Annotated in this window: 17 protein-coding genes; 2 read left to right on the plus strand and 15 right to left on the minus strand. The window is 68.9% G+C overall.

Features of this window, described 5'->3' with window-relative positions:
- The first annotated feature begins 5 nt into the window (after positions 1 to 5).
- Together WD026_RS04200 and WD026_RS04205 are read left to right on the plus strand one after the other, a co-directional pair.
- Positions 6 to 1,751: a DUF4384 domain-containing protein gene (locus tag WD026_RS04200; protein WP_425722390.1), complete on the plus strand. Its 1,746-nt coding sequence runs from the start codon at positions 6 to 8 to the stop codon at positions 1,749 to 1,751.
- 5 nt (positions 1,752 to 1,756) lie between these two features.
- A complete protein-coding gene (locus WD026_RS04205; RefSeq protein ID WP_425722391.1) occupies positions 1,757 to 2,911 on the plus strand; it encodes an SEL1-like repeat protein in 1,155 nt (384 codons plus the stop codon).
- Positions 2,912 to 2,920: 9 nt separating this feature from the next.
- Here WD026_RS04205 and WD026_RS04210 read toward each other — a convergent pair whose 3' ends face one another.
- The 15 genes from WD026_RS04210 to WD026_RS04280 form a co-directional block, all read right to left on the minus strand.
- On the minus strand, positions 2,921 to 3,826 hold the full coding sequence (locus WD026_RS04210) for an SDR family oxidoreductase (protein WP_425722392.1): 906 nt from the start codon (positions 3,824 to 3,826) through the stop codon (positions 2,921 to 2,923).
- Positions 3,827 to 3,853: 27 nt separating this feature from the next.
- Positions 3,854 to 4,342 (minus strand): GNAT family N-acetyltransferase, encoded by a 489-nt coding sequence (locus WD026_RS04215; protein ID WP_425722393.1) that lies wholly within the window; start codon positions 4,340 to 4,342, stop codon positions 3,854 to 3,856.
- The gene (locus tag WD026_RS04220; RefSeq protein WP_425722394.1) at positions 4,339 to 5,274 is read right to left on the minus strand and encodes a glutathione S-transferase family protein; all 936 of its coding nucleotides are present in this window, start codon (positions 5,272 to 5,274) and stop codon (positions 4,339 to 4,341) included. The genes WD026_RS04215 and WD026_RS04220 overlap by 4 nt, the downstream gene beginning before the upstream one ends.
- A gap of 19 nt (positions 5,275 to 5,293) precedes the next feature.
- Complete coding sequence (locus WD026_RS04225) at positions 5,294 to 6,952, minus strand: isovaleryl-CoA dehydrogenase (protein ID WP_425722395.1); 1,659 nt, start codon at positions 6,950 to 6,952, stop codon at positions 5,294 to 5,296.
- A gap of 33 nt (positions 6,953 to 6,985) precedes the next feature.
- Entirely contained in the window at positions 6,986 to 8,002 is a 1,017-nt protein-coding gene (locus WD026_RS04230; RefSeq protein ID WP_425722396.1) for an NADP-dependent oxidoreductase, read from the minus strand.
- Between the two features lie 37 nt (positions 8,003 to 8,039).
- On the minus strand, positions 8,040 to 8,504 hold the full coding sequence (locus WD026_RS04235; RefSeq protein WP_425722397.1) for a PaaI family thioesterase: 465 nt from the start codon (positions 8,502 to 8,504) through the stop codon (positions 8,040 to 8,042).
- Positions 8,473 to 9,264, minus strand: coding sequence for an SDR family oxidoreductase (locus WD026_RS04240; protein ID WP_425722398.1), 792 nt, complete (start codon positions 9,262 to 9,264; stop codon positions 8,473 to 8,475). The genes WD026_RS04235 and WD026_RS04240 overlap by 32 nt, the downstream gene beginning before the upstream one ends.
- A gap of 13 nt (positions 9,265 to 9,277) precedes the next feature.
- On the minus strand, positions 9,278 to 9,595 hold the full coding sequence (locus tag WD026_RS04245; protein WP_425722399.1) for a Dabb family protein: 318 nt from the start codon (positions 9,593 to 9,595) through the stop codon (positions 9,278 to 9,280).
- On the minus strand, positions 9,595 to 11,436 hold the full coding sequence (locus WD026_RS04250; RefSeq protein WP_425722400.1) for an acyl-CoA dehydrogenase: 1,842 nt from the start codon (positions 11,434 to 11,436) through the stop codon (positions 9,595 to 9,597). The genes WD026_RS04245 and WD026_RS04250 overlap by 1 nt, the downstream gene beginning before the upstream one ends.
- A gap of 22 nt (positions 11,437 to 11,458) precedes the next feature.
- Positions 11,459 to 12,634, minus strand: coding sequence for an acetyl-CoA C-acyltransferase (locus tag WD026_RS04255; protein WP_425722401.1), 1,176 nt, complete (start codon positions 12,632 to 12,634; stop codon positions 11,459 to 11,461).
- Positions 12,635 to 12,662: 28 nt separating this feature from the next.
- Entirely contained in the window at positions 12,663 to 14,783 is a 2,121-nt protein-coding gene (locus tag WD026_RS04260; protein WP_425722402.1) for a 3-hydroxyacyl-CoA dehydrogenase NAD-binding domain-containing protein, read from the minus strand.
- A 104-nt stretch (positions 14,784 to 14,887) separates the two neighbouring features.
- Complete coding sequence (locus WD026_RS04265; protein WP_425722403.1) at positions 14,888 to 15,583, minus strand: ABC transporter ATP-binding protein; 696 nt, start codon at positions 15,581 to 15,583, stop codon at positions 14,888 to 14,890.
- 12 nt (positions 15,584 to 15,595) lie between these two features.
- Positions 15,596 to 16,387, minus strand: coding sequence for an ABC transporter ATP-binding protein (locus WD026_RS04270; protein WP_425723200.1), 792 nt, complete (start codon positions 16,385 to 16,387; stop codon positions 15,596 to 15,598).
- 2 nt (positions 16,388 to 16,389) lie between these two features.
- On the minus strand, positions 16,390 to 17,682 hold the full coding sequence (locus WD026_RS04275; RefSeq protein ID WP_425722404.1) for a branched-chain amino acid ABC transporter permease: 1,293 nt from the start codon (positions 17,680 to 17,682) through the stop codon (positions 16,390 to 16,392).
- Between the two features lie 6 nt (positions 17,683 to 17,688).
- Positions 17,689 to 18,711, minus strand: a complete 1,023-nt coding sequence (locus WD026_RS04280) for a branched-chain amino acid ABC transporter permease (RefSeq protein ID WP_425722405.1) — start codon at positions 18,709 to 18,711, stop codon at positions 17,689 to 17,691.
- Between the last annotated feature and the right edge of the window lie 168 nt (positions 18,712 to 18,879).

Consider the following 18,879-nt stretch of genomic DNA (forward strand, 5'->3'; position numbering starts at 1 on the left):
CCGCCATGACCGCCCTCGCCTCGCCCGCTCCCCGCCACCCCTTGAGCCGCTGGCTCGGCATGGCCTGTCTGTCGACCGTGCTGGTGCTGGCCGGCTGCGCCACCCCCATGGACGCGCGCAAGGATGCGCAGTACCAGAGCTACGGCAACGCGGCCTCGCGCCCCACCGTGCGCCCGGTGCGCTCGGTCTCCAGCTTCTCGGACTCGCTGATGTGCATGGACCAGATGCTGCGCGAGGCCAACATCACCACCACGCTGGTCACCAGCAAGCTCATCCCGGATGCATCGCTGCGGGTGCCGGTGGCCACCAAAGAGATGATCATCACGGCGCTCTCGCAGATGTCGCGCCTGAGCAATGCCTTCCGCTATGTCGACTACGAGGTCGACATCGCCCGCCAGGACACGGTGCAGAACCTCACCACCATCCTGCTCAACAACAACCAGATCCAGCTGCAGCGGCCCTCGCTGTACATCTCGGGCGCGGTCGCCTTCGTGGACCAGAACGTGCTGAGCAACCGCTTCGACGCCGGCACCTCGGCCTCGCGCCTGGAGACTGGCTACAGCCGCGACCGCAACGTCACCGTGGTGGGCCTGGAGCTGCACCTGGGCGACTTCCGCTCGCGCACGCTGATTCCGGGCATGGACTCGGCCAACGAGGTGATCATCGGCACCGGCGGCCAGGGCCTGGACGTGGCCGGCCGCATCGGCGACTACGGCCTGCAGTTCAACGTGGGGCGCGACTATGCGCAGGGAACCGGGGCGGCCATCCGCACCCTGGTGGAACTGGCCATGATCGAGCTGGTGGGCAAATGGGCCCGCGTGCCGTACTGGCAGTGCCTCACGCTCGAGCAGAACCACCCCGACTTCCAGCGCCAGCTGCGCGACTGGTTCGATGAAGGCGGCGACAAGGTGCACCAGGGCCTGGTGCGCCGATCGCTGGTGGCCAAGGGCTACCTGCCGGGCGGCGAAGCCACCCCGCCGGTCAACAGCCTGGCCTTCCGCCGCGCGCTGGCCCGCTTCCAGGCCGACCACCGCATGGTCGTCACCGGCACCGTCAACTTCCCCACCTACGAACGGGCCCTGCGCGACTTCGTGGCCCTGGACGCCAACGGCCAGCTCTCGCGCTACGGCTGGATGAGCCAGGACCCCACGCCGGTGCAGCCGGTGAACGATCCGGAGCTGCCGATCCCCTCCTCCGGCCTGGCCTATGGCGCAAAGACACCGGGTCGCACCATCGACCTGCAGATCGAGAACGTGCTGCTGGGCCGCACCGTGTTCGAGGTGGGGGAACAGGTGTTCCTGTCGGCCACCGTGTCGCAGGCCTCGCACATGGCCTGCTACCTGTCGGACGCCGCCGGCAATGTGATGCGGCTCATCCCCAACCCGATCGCCACCCAGGCCGTGGTGCCCGGCAACCAGGCGGTGCGCATCCCCGACTGGATGAGCCCCAACCCCGGCTTCGTGCTGGCCACCACCGCACCCGGCCAGGAGGGCGTGCTGTGCGCTGCCACCGGCGAAGACGTGACCGGCAAGCTGCCCGTGCCGCTGCAGGGTGCCGCCCTGCGGCCCATGCCCGAGTTCCGGGGTCTGGACGCGGTGGCCAAGGCCTACACCGATGCGGTGGGCGCCGATGGCGTGAGCCTGGGCCGGGTGAACTGGACGGTCGGCCCGCGCCGTCCGGCACCTGCAGCCGCTCCCGCCGCTGCCCCGGCTCCAGCGCCCGCCCCGGCGGCCCAGGCACCCGCCCGATGATGGTCTTGCTGCCAGCACGCCGTCGCGCCTGGCTGGCCTGCTCGCTGCTGGCGCTGGTCTGGGTGGCTGGCCCGGTGCAGGCCCAGACCCGGGCCACCGGGGCCCCGGTGTTCGAGCCGGCGCCGGTCAGCGAACCCGCCCTGGGCAGCCCGCAGCAAGGCGCGCGTCCCGACCTCTCTGCCGAGCTGGCGCGGCTGCAGACCCTGGCCTCGATGCCGGTGGCCAGCCTGCGCGGAAAAGCCCGCACCGACGCCGCCGAAGCCGCCTGGACGCTGGGCCTGTTGTCCCTGCACGGTGCCTCCGTGCCGCGCGACGACACGCAGGCCCGTTTCTGGTTCGACCGCGCGCGCCAGCTGGGGGCACGGCTGGCGCCGGCCGGTGTGGCCTGGTGTGCCATCGACGGTTGCGGCTCCACACCCGATACCGCGCAGGCACGGGAGGCGCTGGCTGCGCTGCGCCGGGTCGACCCCGCCCGTGCTGCCTACCTGGAGTGGCTGCAGCGCCAGCGGGCGCCCGTGCTGGACGGCACGGGCGGCGCCCAGGCCGAAGCGGCCGCCCGCGACCTGCTGCAACGCGCTGCCCGTGGCGGCAACCTGCATGCGCGGCAGGAACTGGCGCTGGAACAGGCCAGCGGACCGCGCGAACGCGACGCACTGGCCCAACTCAAGACCCTGGCGCCTTCGCTGCCCTCGGCCGCTGCCAATGCGCGGGTGCTCGAAGACCGGCTGCGGGCCGGCCCTGCACCCATGGTGGCTGCCGAGCCCGCACCGCCCGGCCAGGGCGTCACCCTGCTGGGCATGGACAACACCATCGTCATGCCCAGCCGGCCGGTGGGCTCCGACGAGGCCTATGCGCTGGCACGGCGCTTTCACCAGGGCAATGGCGTGCCGGCCAACTACACCGAGGCCATCCGCCTGTACCGCCAGGCCGAAGCGCAGGGCAACACGGCCGCGCGCCAGATGCTGGCGCTGATCTACTCCCGCCCCACGGCCGACGGTCAGGTGGACTTTGCCTGGATGCGCCAGCTCAGCCAGATCGAACCCGGCACCGCCGGCGTGGGCACGGCCCGGGCCGCGTCGGCCAGCCCGTGGCAGCGCGAACCCACGCCGCTGAGCGATCTGGTGCCGCCGCGCTGGCGCGGTGTGTCAGCCGGCCCCTGAGGCGCCGGCTCAGCCCTGGCGCAGCGCGGCCCGCAGCTGGTCCCCGATCTCCGGCCGCTCCAGGAACGGGTCGGCCGGGTTGGTGGCGTTCACGATGCCCTCCATGCGCGCACGCACATTGCCCAGGGCACGCGGGTGGCTGAAGATGTAGAAGCGGTCGGCCGCGATGGCGTCGAACACCATGGCCGCCACCTCGGCCGCCGTGACCTTGCCCGAACTCACCGCCTTGTCGCTCATGGCCTGGCCGATGAGCTGGCTCTGGGTGGGCTTCTCGCTGGCCATGTCGCCGGGCCGGTTGCGGTGGCTCTGGCTGATGCCGGTGGGCACGAAGTACGGGCACAGCACGCTGGCGCCCACCTGGTCGGACACCAGGCGCAGGTCCTGGTAGAGGGTTTCGGTCAGGCTCACCACGGCGTGCTTGCTCACGTTGTAGATGCCCATGTTGGGCGGGGTGAGCAGGCCGGCCATGCTGGCGGTGTTGACGATGTGCCCGCGCCACGTGGGGTCGGCCTTGGCGGCGGCCAGCATGTGCGGGGTGAACAGGCGCACGCCATGGATCACGCCCCACAGGTTCACGCCCAGCACCCACTCCCAGTCGCGCACCGAGTTTTCCCAGATCAGGCCGCCCGAGCCCACGCCGGCGTTGTTGAACACGAAGTGCGGGGCGCCGAAGCGCTGCACCACGTCGGCCGCCAGGGCCTCCATCTCGGCCGCGCTGGACACATCGACCCGGCGGGCCATCACCTCGGCGCCCGCCGCCGTGAGCTCGGCGGTGGCGCGGTCCAGCGCGTCCTGCTGCACGTCCACCAGCACCAGCTTCATGCCGCGCTGGGCGCCGATGCGGGCGCATTCAAGGCCGAAGCCGGAACCGGCGCCGGTGAGAACGGCCGTGCGGCCGGCAAAGTCCTGGATCATGGTGTGTCTCCTGGTGTGTGGGGGATGTCAGGGGCGCAGCATCTCGACATGGTCGATGCCGTCTTCGTCGTACACCGGGCTGGCGGTCTCGAAGCCGTGCCGGCGGTAAAAGCCTTGCAGGTGGGCCTGCGCGCCGATGCGGATGGGCTGGCGGCCCCAGAGCGATGTCAGCGTCTGCACCGCCTGCGCCATGAGCGCATGGCCCACGCCGGTGCCGCGCAGCGCCGGGTCGCTCACCACCCGGCCGATGCTGGCCTCAGCGAACTTCCGCCCCGCCGGCACCAGCCGCGCGTAGGCACGCAGCAGCGGCGGGCCGGCTGGATGGGCCGGGTCGGGCGATTCGCCCAGCAGGTGCATGCAGTCGGCGTCGGCCCCGTCCATGTCCTGAAAGACACAGCGCTGCTCCACCACGAACACCTCGCTGCGCAGCCGCAGGATGGCGTAGAGCGTGTGGGCCTGCAGGGCGTCGAAGGGCAGGCAGCGCCAGACCAGCGCTGCAGGGTCGGGACGGCTCAAGCCTTCACTTCCTTCAGCACGAAACCCACGCGCGGGAAGTGCACATGCACGGTGCCAGCGCGCTCGTCGGTGCGCTCCAGCGTGTAGCGGGTGCGGGTGGCGGCACGCAGGATGCCCTCGGTGGGTTCGGTGCCGAAGGCCTCGGGCGCCACCGTCACGCGGCTGCCCAGCGCGATGCCGTGGTCGTCCTGGAAGATGTCGTCGGTCAAGGCCGCAGGCGTGCTGCTGCGGGCCAGCGCGATGGCGTCGGCCGAGCTCATCACCTCGGGCCGGCCATGGCCGATGGCCGCCATGCGGTCCATCCACTCCAGCACGTCGGGCGTGGCGTCGAGCACGCCGGCCATGGCCGGGTTGACCACGCGGCTGAACCACAGCGGGTGGTAGGCCGCGAAGTCGGCGATGCAGGGGATCTCGCCCAGCAGGAAGGGCTGGTCGTCCAGCATGCTGGAGAGCCGCCGCAGGTAGCTGCGGTAGGCCGAGGTGGCATCGGTCGGGCGCAGCACCGTCATGTTGGTGCGCATGGCGCCCCGGTCGGCGGCAAAGGCGGCAGCGGCCTCGGGTGGCTGGCCGGCAAACAGCGCGGCCGCGCCCTTGGGGCTGAGGTTGTGGCCCATGGCGGCCCAGAACAGGGTGCCATCAGCCCATTGGGCCAGCACGCGGGACAGGCCGCGCGCGTGCGCCGGGTACAGCGGCGGCTCGGGCTGGTGGTGGTCCAGCACCTCGGCGATGAGCGCGGTGTCGCAATAGACATCGGCACCGATCTGCAGGAACGGCGTGCGGCGGTAGCCACCGGTGAGCGCCAGCACATCGGGCTTGGGCATGATGCGCGGGATGTGCACGCTCTTCCAGGCCAGGCCCTTGTGGCCCAGGATCAGGCGCACCTTCTCGGAAAACGGCGACGTGGGGTAGTGGTGCAGGATCAGGTCGGCCATGGGGTGCTCCGGTGCGGGTTCAGTGGGGGCGGGCCCGGTCGATGATGGCATCGAAATCGGTAGCGGCGTTCAGCGAACCGAAGCTGTAACCCCAGTGCCCGCCGATGCGCGAATCGCAGAAGGCCGAGAACACCGCCAGGGGCGCGGTGCGGGCCAGCAGGGCCGCCTGCACCGCCAGCGCCACGTCCTGCGCCAGCCGGCGGGCCTCCATCTCGGTGGCCATTTCCTCCACCCGCAGCGGCAGCTGGGCCGCGAGCCGGTCCAGTGCCGGGTGCATGCCGCGGGCCGGCGACAGCTCGTGCGCCAGCGCGGCGGCGGCATCGGCCTTGCGCAGGGCGCGCAGCAGGTCCAGCGCCATGATGTTGCCGGCGCCTTCCCAGATGGAGTTCAGCGGCATCTCGCGGTAGATGCGGGCCATGACGCCTTCACCGCCCTCCTCCACATAGCCGTTGCCGCCCAGGCATTCCATGGCTTCCTGCGCGAAGTGGCTGCCGCGCTTGCAGACCCAGAACTTGGCCACCGGCGTGAGCAGGCGGGCCATGACCGACTCGTGCGCGTCATCGGGCCGGTCGAAGCTGTGGGCCAGCCGCAGGGCCAGCGCCGTGGCGGCTTCGGATTCGAGCGCCAGATCGGCCAGCACATTCTTCATGAGCGGCTGGTCGATCAAGTACTTGCCGAAGGCCTTGCGCTGCGTGGTGTGGTGCAGGGCCAGGCTGAGGGCCTGGCGCATCAGGCCGGCTGTGCCCAGGGCACAGTCGAGCCGGGTCAGGGTGCCCATGGCCAGGATCTGCGGGATGCCCCGGCCCTCCTCGCCCACCAGCCAGGCGGTGGCGCCATGGAATTCCACCTCGGAGCTGGCATTGGCCTGGTTGCCCAGCTTGTCCTTCAGGCGCTGGATGCGCAGCGCATTGAGCCCGCCACCGGCCCAGTCGGGCAGCACGCGGGGCAGGAAGAAGCACGACAGCCCACCCGGCGTCTGGGCCAGCACCAGGAAGGCGTCGCACATGGGGGCCGAAAAGAACCACTTGTGGCCGGTGATGCGCCAGCGTTCACCCCAGGCGTCCGACCCGTCGGGCTCGGCCCGCGTGGTGTTGGCCCGCACGTCCGAGCCGCCCTGCTTCTCGGTCATGCCCATGCCCATGGTCAGACCGGCCTTGGCATGCCAGGGCTTGAGGGCCGGGTCGTAGGCACGGCGGGTCAGGCCCGGGGCCCAGTCGGCATAGACCGCCGCGTTGGACTGCAAGGCCGGCGTGACGGCGTAGGTCATGCTGATGGGGCACAGGATGGACGGCTCCAGCTCGGTGAAGAGCATGAAGCCGGCGGCCCGCTGCAGGTGCGCATGGCCGGTGGCCCGGGCCTCGGCGCCGAAGGCGCTGCCGTGCAGGCCGGCACCGGTGGCCGCCGCCATGAGCGCGTGGTACGAGGGGTGGAACTCCACCTCGTCGATGCGGTGACCGAAGCGGCTGTGGGTGTGCAGCTGCGGCGTGTGGGTGTTGGCCAGCCGGGCATGCTGCTGCATCCCGGCGCTGCCGGCCAGACTGCCCAGCGCTTGCAACGGGGCCAGGTCGAGGTCGGGTGCGTGCAGCTGGAGGGCCGCCTGCAGGGGCCTCTGGATGTCGAACAGGTTCACATCCTGCAGCGGCGCAGGCTGGTTGAAGACCTCGTGCGTGGCCGTCATGGCGGGCTCCTCGGGCGGCCAGGGGCCGGTGTGTCAGATCAGCTTGACCAGCTGCTTGCCGAAGTTGCGGCCCCGCAGCAGGCCCATGAAGGCCTCGGGAGCGGACTCGATGCCCTGGGCCACGGTCTCGCGCGGGCGCAGCTGGCCGGTGCCCACCAGGGTACCGAGTTCGGTCAGGGCCTCGGGCCAGACTTCCATGTGCTCGCTCACGATGAAGCCCTGCACCTTCAGGCGGTTGACCAGGATCAGCGCCGGGTTGGCCAGGGGCAGCGGAGCACCGTCGTAGCCGGCGATCATGCCGCACACGGCGATGCGGCCGAAGGCGTTCATGCGCAGCAGCACGGCATCGAGCACCATGCCGCCCACGTTCTCGAAGTAGCCGTCGATGCCGTTCGGGCAGGCTTCCTTCAGGGCCTTGGCCAGCGAGTACATGTCCTTGTGCAGCTTGTAGTCGATGCAGGCATCGAAGTGCAGTTCGTTCACGGCGTAGGCGCACTTGTCCGGGCCGCCGGCGATGCCGACCACGCGGCAGCCACGGGCCTTGGCCAGCGCGGCAAAGGCGCTGCCCACGGCACCGGTGGCGGCACTCACCACCACGGTCTCGCCGGCCTTGGGCTCGATGATCTTCACCAGGCCGTACCAGGCCGTCACGCCGGGCATGCCGACCGCGCCCAGGTAGTGGCTCAGAGGCACATGGGTGGTGTCGACCTTGCGCAGCGCGCCGGGCTGGTTGGCATCGACCACGCTGTATTCCTGCCAGCCGCCCATGCCCACCACCTGATCACCCACCTTGTACTTGGGGTGCTTGGATTCGGCCACCTCGCCCACGGTGCCGCCGATCATCACTTCGCCCAGCGGCTGCGAGGCCGCGTAGCTCTTGCTGTCGTTCATGCGGCCGCGCATGTAGGGATCGAGGCTGAGGAAATGGTGGCGCACCAGCACCTGGCCGTCGGCGAGTGCCGGGGTCTCGGTGGTGACCAGCTTGAAGTTGGAGACGGTGGCCTCGCCCTGGGGGCGGTTGTCGAGCAGGATCTGGCGGTTGGCGGGCATGAGGGTTCTCCGGTGAGGGTGAAATGGGCGGACCGGATCAGTCGGTCCTGACCCGGTTGAGTTCTTTCGCGCTGGCCGGCCCGGTGGGCAGGCGCGGCACGAACTTGAAGGTGCCGGTGGCGTGGCAGCACAGCTGCCCGGCGGCGTTGAACACCTGTCCTTCGGTGAAGGCCATGGTGGCGGTGCGGTGCAGCAGCCGGCCCTTGGCCACCACCGGGCCTTGTGCGGCGCGCATGAAGCTGGTCTTCATCTCGATGGTGACCGCGCCCATGTCGGGCTGCACCGAGCGCGCGGCATGGGCCATGACCACATCGAGCAACGTCATGCTGGCGCCGCCGTGGATCACGTCGAACGAATTGAGGTGGTCGGCGGCCGGATCGAAAGCGATCTCGGCCTCGCCACCGTCCATGCGGCGCAGCTCGAAGCCGAGCAGCTCGACAAAGGGAATGCGGACAGAAAATTCCAAGCGATCACCCACCCGTGATGATGGAAACACCGCCATCCACCGCCAGCCACTGGCCGGTGATGTGCTTGCCGGCGTCGCTGGCGTACAGCAGGGTCAGGCCCTTGAGGTCTTCGTCGTCGCCCAGACGGCCCAGCGGCGCGTGGGCGGCCAGGCGCTCCTCGCCCATGGCCTTCAGGGTGCCGGCGGTCATCTTGCTGGGGAAGAAGCCCGGGCAGATGGCGTTCACCCGGATGCCGTGGGCGCCCCACTCCGCCGCCAGCGCGCGGGTGAAGTTGATCACCGCACCCTTCGAGGTGTTGTAGGCAATGGTCTTCATGTCGCGCGGGTTGCCACCCAGGCCGGCAATGGAGGCGGTGTTGATGATGCTGCCGGTGCGCCGGGGAATCATGCTGCCCTTGGCAATGAGCTGGCTCAGGATGAAATAGCTGCGCACGTTCAGGTTCATGACCTTGTCCCAGGCCTCGACCGGGTGGTCTTCGGCCGGGGCGCCCCAGGCGGCACCGGCGTTGTTCACCAGGATGTCCACGTCGCCCAGGCGCTGGGCCGTCTCGGCCGCCAGGCGGCGGATGTCGTCTTCCTTGGAGCAGTCGGCGGCGATCCAGCGGGCATCGATGCCGGCGGCCTGCAGTTCGGCGGTGGCCGCCTCCAGGTCGTCGGCCTTGCGCGAGCTGATCAGCACGCGGGCGCCGGCCTCGCCCAGGGCATGGGCCATCTGCAGGCCCAGGCCGCGCGAGCCGCCGGTGACCAGCGCGGTACGGCCTTTCAGGTCGAACAGTTGGGTGACGGTACGGGTCATGGGGTCTCCTCCTTCAGTGGTTCGTGTCGGGCACATCGAAGTCCATGCAGTGGCGGCTCTGCACCACGGCTTTCATGAACGGCTTGATGGCCACGTGGGTCGGGTGGTTCTGGTAGGCCGCCAGGGCGGCGGCGTCGGTGAATGTGCTGTCGAGCACCAGGTCGGCGGTGCAATCCATGCCCGGTGTGGCGGTGCCGACCGAGAACTGCACGATGCCCGGCGTGATGGCCGCGCAGCCCAGCAGCAGCTCGCGGGCGCGCTGCACGTTGGTGGCGCGGTCCGCGCCCTCGGCTTCGTCCTTCAGCGTCCACATCACGATGTGGCGCAGCATCAGAACGCCTCCTCGGGCAGCGCGGCGCAGGTCTGGTCACGGCTGCTCACCACCTGCAGCCAGGCGCCGATCTTGGGCAGCTCGTAATGGAAGAAGAAGCGCGTGGCGGCCAGCCGGCCGGTGCGGGCCGGGCTGTCGGGGGCGGCCTGGGCCGTGAGGGCCACGTCCAGCCAGATCCAGGCCAGCACCGTGTGGCCGAAGGCCTGCAGGTAGGGCACGGCATTGGCCAGGGCGTCGGTGGGGTTGCCGGTGGCCCAGGCGGCCTTGGTGGCGGCACCCACCTGGGCCAGCGCCTGACCCAGCGCGTTGGCATGCACCGCGAGTTCCGGCACCTGGATCGCGCGCTCGATGGTCGCGTTGATGCGGCCGGCCAGCAGCTGCAGGCCACGGCCGTTTTCCATGAGCACCTTGCGGGCCAGCAGGTCCATGGCCTGGATGCCGTGGGTGCCTTCGTGGATCATGTTCAGGCGGTTGTCGCGCCAGTACTGTTCCACCGGGAAGTCGCGGGTGTAGCCGTAGCCGCCGTGCACCTGGATGGCCAGGCTGTTGGCCTCCAGGCACCATTCGCTGGGCCAGCTCTTGGCAATGGGGGTCAGCACCTCCAGCAGCAGGCGGGCCTCGTCGGCGGCCTGCGGGCCGCCGGTGTGCTGCTCGTCCACCAGGCGGGCGCAGTACAGCTCCAGCGCCAGGGCGCCTTCGCAGTAGCTCTTCTGGGCCAGCAGCATGCGTTTCACATCGGCGTGTTCGATGATGCGGATCTGCGGCTGCGCCGGGTCCTTGCCGCCCGGGCCCACGGGCCGGCCCTGCGGCCGGTTCCTGGCGTAGTCGAGGCTGGCGTGGTAACCGGCCATGCCCAGCATGGTGGCGGCCATGCCCACGCCGATGCGGGCCTCGTTCATCATGTGGAACATGCAGCGCAGGCCTTCGCCAGGCTGGCCCACCCGATAGCCGATGGCGCCTGCCTCGGCCTGGGTCGAACCCGGCGACGCCACCGGGTACTTGCCTTCACCGAAGTTCAGCAGCGTGTTGGTGGTGCCGCGCCAGCCGCACTTGTGGTTGAGGCCGGCCAGCGCCACATCGTTGCGCGCGCCGGTGAGCTGGCCGTCCGTGCCCACCAGCTTCTTGGGCACGATGAACAGCGATATGCCCTTCACCCCCGGCGGCAGCTTGCCGTCCGGGCCGGGGATCTTGGCCAGCACCAGGTGGATGATGTTTTCGGTCAGCTCGTGCTCGCCGGCGCTGATCCACATCTTGTTGCCCTTGAGCCGGTAGCGCGGGCCCAGCGGATCGGCCTCGAAGCCCTCGCCGTCGGGGACGGCACGGGTGGCCACGTCGCTCAGGCTGGAGCCGGCCTGCGGCTCGCTCAGGCACATGGTGCCGCTGAAGCGGCCGCTGAACTCGTTGAGCGCGAACACCTGCTTCTGCAGCTCGGTGCCGTGGGCCATCAGCAGGTTGGCATTGCCGGTGGTCAGCATGCCGCTGCCGATGCTGACCGAGGCCATGGCAAAGAAGGCATTGGCAGCCGCCTCCACCGTGTAGGGCAGCTGCATGCCGCCCACCCCGTAGTCCTGCGCCGCGCTCAGCATGCCGCTCTCGGCATAGGCGCGCTGAGCGTCGTGCGTGGCCTGCGGCAGGATCACCCGTTCGCCGTCGAAGTGCGGCTCCTGGGTGTCCACCAGCCGGTTGAACGGCGCGTACTTTTCGCGGGCGATGCGCTCGCAGGTGTCGAGCACCGCGTCGAAGGTCTCGCGGCTGTGGTCGGCAAAACGCTCGCGCTGCTGCAGCGAACCGACGTTGAGCCAGTCGTGCAGCAGGAAATCGACGGTGGGACGCAGGCTCATGGCAGGCAGGTGGTGAACGGGATCAGAGCACTTCGAACACGCCGGCCGCGCCCATGCCGCCGCCGATGCACATGGTCACGCACACGCGCTTGGCACCACGGCGCTTGCCTTCGATGAGGGCGTGGCCGGTCAGGCGCTGGCCCGACACGCCGTAGGGGTGGCCCAGGGCGATGGCGCCGCCGTTCACGTTCAGGCGGTCGGCCGGGATGCCCAGCTTGTCGCGGCAGTAGAGCACCTGCACCGCGAAGGCTTCGTTGAGCTCCCACAGGTCGATGTCATTGACGGTCAGGCCCAGCTTCTTGAGCACCTTGGGCACGGCAAACACCGGGCCGATGCCCATTTCGTCGGGCTCGCAACCGGCCACCGCAAAGCCCAGGAAGCGGCCCAGCGGCTGGAGGTTGTGGCTGCTGGCGTACTGCTCGCTCACCACCACGCAGGCGCCCGCGCCGTCGCTGAATTGGCTGGCGTTGCCGGCCGAGACCACACCACCCGGGATCGCGGGCTTGATGCCGGCAATGCCTTCCTTGGTGGTGCCTTCACGGGTGCCTTCGTCCTTGCTCACGGTGACCTGCTTGGTCATGAGGCCCATGACCTTGTCGGCCACGCCGGCGGTCACGGTGATGGGGGCGATCTCGGCATCGAACAGGCCTTCGGCCTGGGCCTTGCAGGCCTTCTGCTGGCTGGCGGCGCCGTACTCGTCCATCACGTCGCGGCCGATGTTGTAGCGCTGGGCCACCTGTTCGGCGGTCTGCAGCATGTTCCAGTAGATGGCCGGCTTCTTCTTGTCCAGGGCCAGGTCGCGCAGCATGTGCTGGTTCATTTCCTGCTGCACGCAGGAGATGCTCTCCACCCCACCGGCCACATACACGTCGCCTTCACCGGCGATCACGCGCTGCGCGGCCAGGGCAATGGTCTGCAGGCCGGACGAGCAGAAGCGGTTGACGGTCATGCCCGACACGGTGATGGGCAGGTCGGCCATGAGGGCGATCTGGCGCGCGATGTTGGCGCCGGTGGCGCCCTCGGGGTTGGCGCAGCCCATGATGACGTCCTCGACCGCGCCAGGGTCGATGCCGGCACGCTCGATGGCGTGGCGCACGGCATGGCCACCCAGGGTGGCGCCGTGGGTCATGTTGAAGGCGCCCTTCCAGCTCTTGGCCAGGGGGGTGCGGGCGGTGGAAACGATGACGGCGTTGCTCATGTGAAATCTCCTGATTCGGTTCCGGGCTTCAGTTCGCGCCGTTGAAGTTCTTGCCTTCGGCGACCAGGCGGGCCAGCAGCGGTGCCGGTTCCCAGAACTTCGCGTCGTCCAGCGGGTTCTGCTGGAAGCGCTTCATGGCCTGGACCACGTTGAACAGACCGACCTCGTCGGCGTACTTCAGCGGGCCGCCACGGTGCACCGGGAAGCCGTAGCCGAAGATGTAGACCACGTCGATGTCGCTGGCCTTGTTGGCAATGCCCTCTTCCAGGATGTGGGCGGCCTCGTTCACCAGCGAGAACACCAGGCGCTGCACGATTTCCTCGTCGGAGATCTTGCGCGGCTTGATGCCCAGGGCCGCGCGGTGGTCGGCAATCATCTGCTCGACCTCGGCGTTGGGGATGGCGTCGCGCTTGCCCGGCACATAGTCGTACCAGCCCTTGCCCACCTTCTGGCCGAAGCGGCCCCTCTCGCACAGCAGGTCGGCGGTCTTGCTGTACTTCATGTCCGGCTTTTCCACATAGCGGCGCTTGCGGATGGCCCAGCCGATGTCGTTGCCGGCCAGGTCGCCCATGCGGAACGGGCCCATGGCGAAGCCGAACTTCTCGATGGCGCGGTCCACCTGGGCCGGGGTGCAGCCCTCGTCCAGCAGGAATCCGCCCTGGCGGCCGTACTGCTCGATCATGCGGTTGCCGATGAAGCCGTCGCACACGCCGGAGACCACGGCGGTCTTCTTGATCTTCTTGGCCACGGTCATCACGGTGGCCATGACGTCCTTGGCGGTCTTGTCGCCACGCACCACCTCCAGCAGCTTCATGACGTTGGCCGGGCTGAAGAAGTGCAGGCCCACCACGTCCTGCGGACGCTTCGTGAAGGCGGCGATCTGGTTGACGTCCAGCGTGGAGGTGTTGGAGGCCAGGATGGCACCGGGCTTCATCACTTCATCGAGCTTCTTGAACACGGCCTCCTTCACGCCCATGTCCTCGAACACGGCCTCGATCACCAGGTCGGCATCGCCGATGTCCTGGTAGTCGAGCGTGGTCTTGAGCAGCGCCATGCGGGCATCGAGCTTGTCCTGCTTGAGCTTGCCCTTCTTGACCTGGGCCTCGTAATTGCCGCGCATCACGCCCACGCCACGGTCCAGGGCTTCCTGTTTGGTCTCCAGGATGGTGACCGGGATGCCGGCGTTGAGGAAGTTCATGGAGATGCCGCCACCCATGGTGCCGGCACCGATGACGGCGACCTTCTCGATCTTGCGCTGCGGGGTGTCGTCCGCCACATCGGGGATCTTGCTGGCGGCGCGCTCGGCGGTGAACAGGTGGCGCAGGGCGCGGCACTCGGGCGTCCACATCAGGTTGATGAAGATCTCGCGCTCGAAGGCCATGCCGTCGTTGAATTTTTTCTGCGTGGCGGCTTCCACCGCGTCCACGCACTTGCCCGGGGCCGGGAAATTCCTGGCCATGCCCTTGACCATGTTGCGCGCGAACTGGAAGTAGGCGTCGCCGTCCTTGTGCTTGCACGGCAGGTTGCGCACCAGCGGCAGCGCGCTGCCGTCGGCATGGCGGGCGGCGGCCTCGCGGGCCAGCGCCAGGGCTTCGTCCATCAGCGACTCGGCGGATGCGGCCAGCTTGTCGAACAGCTTCTGGCCGGGGATCTGGGCCAGCATCTCGCTCTTCACCGGTTCGCCGCTGACGATCATGTTCAGGGCCACTTCCACGCCCACCGCGCGCGGCAGGCGCTGGGTGCCGCCGGCACCGGGGATCAGGCCCAGCTTGACCTCGGGCAGGGCCACGTTGCAGCCGGGGGCGGCGATGCGGTAATGCGCACCCAGGGCCAGTTCCAGACCACCGCCCATGGCCACGCTGTGGATGGCGGCCACCACCGGCTTGCGGCTGTTCTCCACCGCCAGGATGACCGACAGCAGGTTGGGTTCGGCCAGCGCCTTGGGCGTGCCGAACTCGCGGATGTCGGCGCCGCCCGAGAAGGCCTTGCCGGCGCCGGTGATGACCACCGCCTTCACGGCCGCATCGGCCTCGGCACGGGCCAGCCCGTCGGTGATGCCCTGGCGGGTCGACAGACCCAGGCCGTTGACCGGCGGGTTGTTCAGCGTGATGACGGCCACGTCGCCGTGGACCTGGTACTGAGCGGTCATGGAAGCTCCTCTGTGGTGTGCGGAAACCGGATGCAGAAAAACGAACGGTCGTGCGATTTTAGGAATGAAACAGCCGAACGCAACCCGGCCCTGTCGCGGGCGGGTCAGACCTCAAGCCACTCTTTGCGCGTGACGGGATCGTTGCGCAGATCGTCGGGCGTGCCCTCGAACACGATGCTGCCATGGCCCATGACCAGCGCCCGGTCGGAGATGCTCATGGCGATGGTGAGCTTCTGCTCGATCAGCAGCACCGAGATGCCGCGCGCCTTCAGGCGCTGCAGGTACTCGGCCACCAGCTCCACGATCTTGGGCGCCAGGCCCTCGGTGGGCTCGTCGATGATGATCAGGTCGGGGTCGCCCATGAGGGTGCGGCACAGGGTGAGCATCTGCTGCTCGCCGCCCGAGAGCACGCCGGCCTCGGTGTGCTGCCGCTCCTTCAGGCGCGGGAACATGGCGTACATGTCGTCGAAGCCCCAGCGCGAGCCCCGGCCGTTGCCCTTCTGGCCCAGCAGCAGGTTCTGGTGCACCGTGAGCTTGGGAAAGATGTCGCGGTTCTCGGGCACGTGGCCCAGGCCCAGGTGGGCAATCTCGAAGGGCTTCCTGCCCAGGATGTCCTGGTCCTTGAAGCGGATGCGGCCCTGGCATTCCACCAGGCCCATGATGGCCTTGGCGGTGGTGGAGCGGCCCGAACCGTTGCGCCCCAGCAGGGCGACGATCTCGCCCGGGCGCACGGTCATGTTCACGCCATGCAGCACATGGCTTTTGCCGTAGTAGGCGTGGAGGTCCTGGATGTCGAGCATGGGGTTCTCCGTTCAGTGGCCGGCGGCCTGTTGGTCGGCCAGCACCGATCCCAGGTAGGCCTCCTGCACGCGGGGGTTGGCCCGCACGGCATCGGGCGTGTCGCAGGCGATCACCTCGCCGTACACCACCACCGCAATGCGGTCAGCCAGCCCGAACACCACACCCATGTCGTGCTCCACCGTGAGCAGGGTCTTGCCCACGGTCACCTCGCGGATGAGTTCGATGAAGCGCGAGGTCTCGCTCTTGCTCATGCCGGCGGTGGGCTCGTCCAGCAGGATGACCTGGGCGCCACCCGCGATGGTGATGCCGATCTCCAGTGCGCGCTGCTCGGCATAGGTGAGGTTCATGGCCAGCACGTCGCGCTTGCGGTCCAGCCGGATGTCGCGCATGAGTTGCTCGGCACGCTCGTTGGCATCGTGCAGGCCGGCCAGAAAGCGGAACAGCGTGTAGCGGTAGCCCAGGCTCCACAGCACGCCGCAGCGCAGGTTCTCGAACACGCTGAGCTTGGGGAAGATGTTGGTGATCTGGAAGCTGCGCGAGAGGCCCAGGCGGTTGATCTCGAACGGCTTCATGCCGTCGATGCGCTGGCCGTTGAGCAGGATCTCGCCGCTGCTGGGGCCGAAGCGGCCCGAGATCAGGTTGAACAGGGTGGACTTGCCGGCGCCGTTGGGGCCGATGATGGCCACCCGTTCGCCGGGCTGCACCACCAGGTTGGCGCCCCGGATGATGTCGGTCTTGCCGAAGCTCTTGCGCAGATCGCGCAGCTCGACGGCGGGCACGGTGCCCGCTGCGTTGGTGGCCATGTTCATGCGCCCTCCTTCGGGGCGGTGCGTTGTTCGATGATGACCTGCACCTCGTTCCAGACCTTGAGGAAGCGCCGCCGCACCCACTCGAACAGGCCCAGGGCCACCAGGGCCACGGCGGTCGACGCGATCCAGCTGGCCGCACTGCCGGCATCCAGCGGCAGGCCCAGGTAGTTGAGTGCGGTGCCGGTGCCGGCATTGAGCTGCAGGTGGTACATCATTTCCACCAGCGCGCCGAAGCCGGCCAGCATGAGCAGGCCCAGCACACCCAGCACCAGGTAGCTGCTCCAGAGCCGGCCCAGCAGGCCGTGCGCGGCCACCCGCACGTTCATCATGATCAGGCTGGCCACGCCACCGGGTGCGTACATCACCATGAACAGGAAGATCAGGCCCAGGTACAGCAGCCAGGCCTTGGTCAGCTCCGACAGCAGCACCGACGCCAGCACCATCAGCACGCCGCCGATGATGGGGCCGAAGAAGAAGGTCGCGCCGCCCAGGAAGGTGAACAGCAGGTAGGCGCCGGAACGCGCCGCGCCCACCACCTCGGCGGTGACGATCTCGAAGTTCAGCGTGGCCAGACCACCCGCCACACCGGCAAAGAAGCCGGCGATCATGAAGGCCAGGTAACGCACCTTCTGGGTGTTGTAGCCGATGAACTCCACGCGCTCCGGGTTGTCGCGCACCGCGTTCAGGATGCGGCCCAGCGGGGTGCGGGTGAAGGCGTACATCAGGCCCACGCAGATGAAGGTGTAGACCGCGATCAGGTAGTACACCTGCCGCGGCGGGCCGAAGGTGATGCCGAAGAAGGCCTCGCCCACCACCCGGTTGCCCGACACGCCGGCCTCGCCGCCGAAGAACTCGGAGAACATCAGCGACATGGCGAACACCAGCTCGGCCATGCCCAGCGTGATCATGGCAAACGGCGTGCCGGCCTTCTTGGTGGTCACGTAGCCGAACAGCATGGCAAAGAACAGCCCGGCAACGCCCCCCACCAGCGGGATCAGCGAGACCGGAATGGACAGTTGCCCGCCCGCCGCCGCGTTGAGCGCGTGCATGGCCATGTAGGAGCCCAGACCGGTGTAGACGGCATGGCCGAAGCTCAGCATGCCGCCCTGCCCCAGCAGGATGTTGTAGGAGAGGCAGGCAATGATGGCGATGCCCATCTGCGAGAGCATGGTGATGGACAGGTTGCTGCCAAACAGCAGCGGGGCCACGGCCAGCAGCAGGGCGAAGGAGGACCAGATGATCCAGCGGTTGCGGTTGAAGCCCGGGGTCGGGCGCACGGTGGTGTTCATGGTCGGTCAGCCTTCGCGGGTGCCCAGAAGGCCTTTGGGTCGGAATATGAGGATGAGCACCAGGAACAGGTACGGCAGGATGGGCGCCACCTGCGACAGCGTGAGCTTGAGCACCGAGTTGTTGCGCAGCCCCTCGGAGAGCTGCAGGCCCATCTGCTGCGCCACGCTGACCAGCGAATGGTCCATGGCCACGGCAAAGGTCTGGATCACGCCGATCAGCAGCGAGGCCAGGAACGCGCCCGAGAGCGAGCCCATGCCGCCCACCACCACCACCACGAAGATCACCGAGCCCACCGTGGCGGCCATGGCCGGTTCGGTGACGAAGGTGCTGCCACCGATCACGCCGGCCAGACCGGCCAGACCGGTGCCGGCACCGAACACCAGCATGAACACCCGGGGCACGTTGTGGCCCAGGGTCTCCACCGTCTCGGGGTGGGTCAGCGCCGCCTGGATCACCAGGCCGATGCGGGTGCGGGTGAGCAGCAGCCACAGGGCCACCAGCATGAGCAGCGCCACCAGCATCATGAAGCCGCGCGTGGCCGGGAACGGCGAACAGATGGTGCCCGCTGCGGCGCACACCTCCATGGGCGCGGCACCCCAGAAGAAGCGCAGGGAATCATCGGCCAGATGGGCCAGCGTGAAGGCCGGCCCCTTGAGCAGATCGGGCGGCGGAAACTCCACCGCCGTGCGACCCCAGATCAGCTGCACCACCTCCAGGGCGATGTAGGACAGGCCGAAGGTCACCAGCAGCTCCGGCACATGCCCGAACTTGTGCACCTTGCGCAGGGTCAGCCGCTCGAACAGCGCGCCCAGGGCCCCCACCACCAGTGGAGCCACCACCAGTGCGGGCCAGAAACCCACCCACTTGGACAGCGTGTACCCCAGATAGGCACCCACCATGTAGAAGCTGGCGTGCGCAAAGTTGAGCACGCCCATCATGCTGAAGATCAGCGTCAGACCCGAGCTGAGCATGAACAGCAGCAGCCCATAGCTGACGCCGTTGAGCATGGAGATGATGAAGAACTCCATGGAGGCCTTTCAGGCAGAGAGAAGTGGGGAGAAGAGAAGGAGCAGGATGGAAGGATCACCCACCATCCTGCCGGAGCAAGGTGCCAGCCCCGAGGGCGCGGCGGGTCCGGCTCCGCCGGCCCGCTCGCGCCGCCCCCTGGAGGGGGTCGCGCGCAGCGCGGCGGGGGT

It is taken from the genome of Hydrogenophaga sp. R2 (assembly GCF_049843595.1).
In the GTDB taxonomy this organism is placed as follows: Bacteria; Pseudomonadota; Gammaproteobacteria; order Burkholderiales; family Burkholderiaceae_C; genus Hydrogenophaga.

Coding starts and splice junctions, on each gene's coding strand:
- WD026_RS04240 (WP_425722398.1), bottom strand. CDS start 9,264: ATGACCCGTACCGTCACCCAACTGTTCGACCTGAAAGGCCGTACCGCG.
- WD026_RS04250 (WP_425722400.1), bottom strand. CDS start 11,436: ATGAGCCTGCGTCCCACCGTCGATTTCCTGCTGCACGACTGGCTCAAC.
- WD026_RS04220 (WP_425722394.1), bottom strand. CDS start 5,274: ATGGCCGACCTGATCCTGCACCACTACCCCACGTCGCCGTTTTCCGAG.
- WD026_RS04235 (WP_425722397.1), bottom strand. CDS start 8,504: ATGGCGGTGTTTCCATCATCACGGGTGGGTGATCGCTTGGAATTTTCT.
- WD026_RS04270 (WP_425723200.1), bottom strand. CDS start 16,387: ATGGCCACCAACGCAGCGGGCACCGTGCCCGCCGTCGAGCTGCGCGAT.
- WD026_RS04245 (WP_425722399.1), bottom strand. CDS start 9,595: ATGCTGCGCCACATCGTGATGTGGACGCTGAAGGACGAAGCCGAGGGC.
- WD026_RS04260 (WP_425722402.1), bottom strand. CDS start 14,783: ATGACCGCTCAGTACCAGGTCCACGGCGACGTGGCCGTCATCACGCTG.
- WD026_RS04225 (WP_425722395.1), bottom strand. CDS start 6,952: ATGACGGCCACGCACGAGGTCTTCAACCAGCCTGCGCCGCTGCAGGAT.
- WD026_RS04265 (WP_425722403.1), bottom strand. CDS start 15,583: ATGCTCGACATCCAGGACCTCCACGCCTACTACGGCAAAAGCCATGTG.
- WD026_RS04280 (WP_425722405.1), bottom strand. CDS start 18,711: ATGGAGTTCTTCATCATCTCCATGCTCAACGGCGTCAGCTATGGGCTG.
- WD026_RS04255 (WP_425722401.1), bottom strand. CDS start 12,634: ATGAGCAACGCCGTCATCGTTTCCACCGCCCGCACCCCCCTGGCCAAG.
- WD026_RS04200 (WP_425722390.1), top strand. CDS start 6: ATGACCGCCCTCGCCTCGCCCGCTCCCCGCCACCCCTTGAGCCGCTGG.
- WD026_RS04230 (WP_425722396.1), bottom strand. CDS start 8,002: ATGCCCGCCAACCGCCAGATCCTGCTCGACAACCGCCCCCAGGGCGAG.
- WD026_RS04275 (WP_425722404.1), bottom strand. CDS start 17,682: ATGAACACCACCGTGCGCCCGACCCCGGGCTTCAACCGCAACCGCTGG.
- WD026_RS04210 (WP_425722392.1), bottom strand. CDS start 3,826: ATGATCCAGGACTTTGCCGGCCGCACGGCCGTTCTCACCGGCGCCGGT.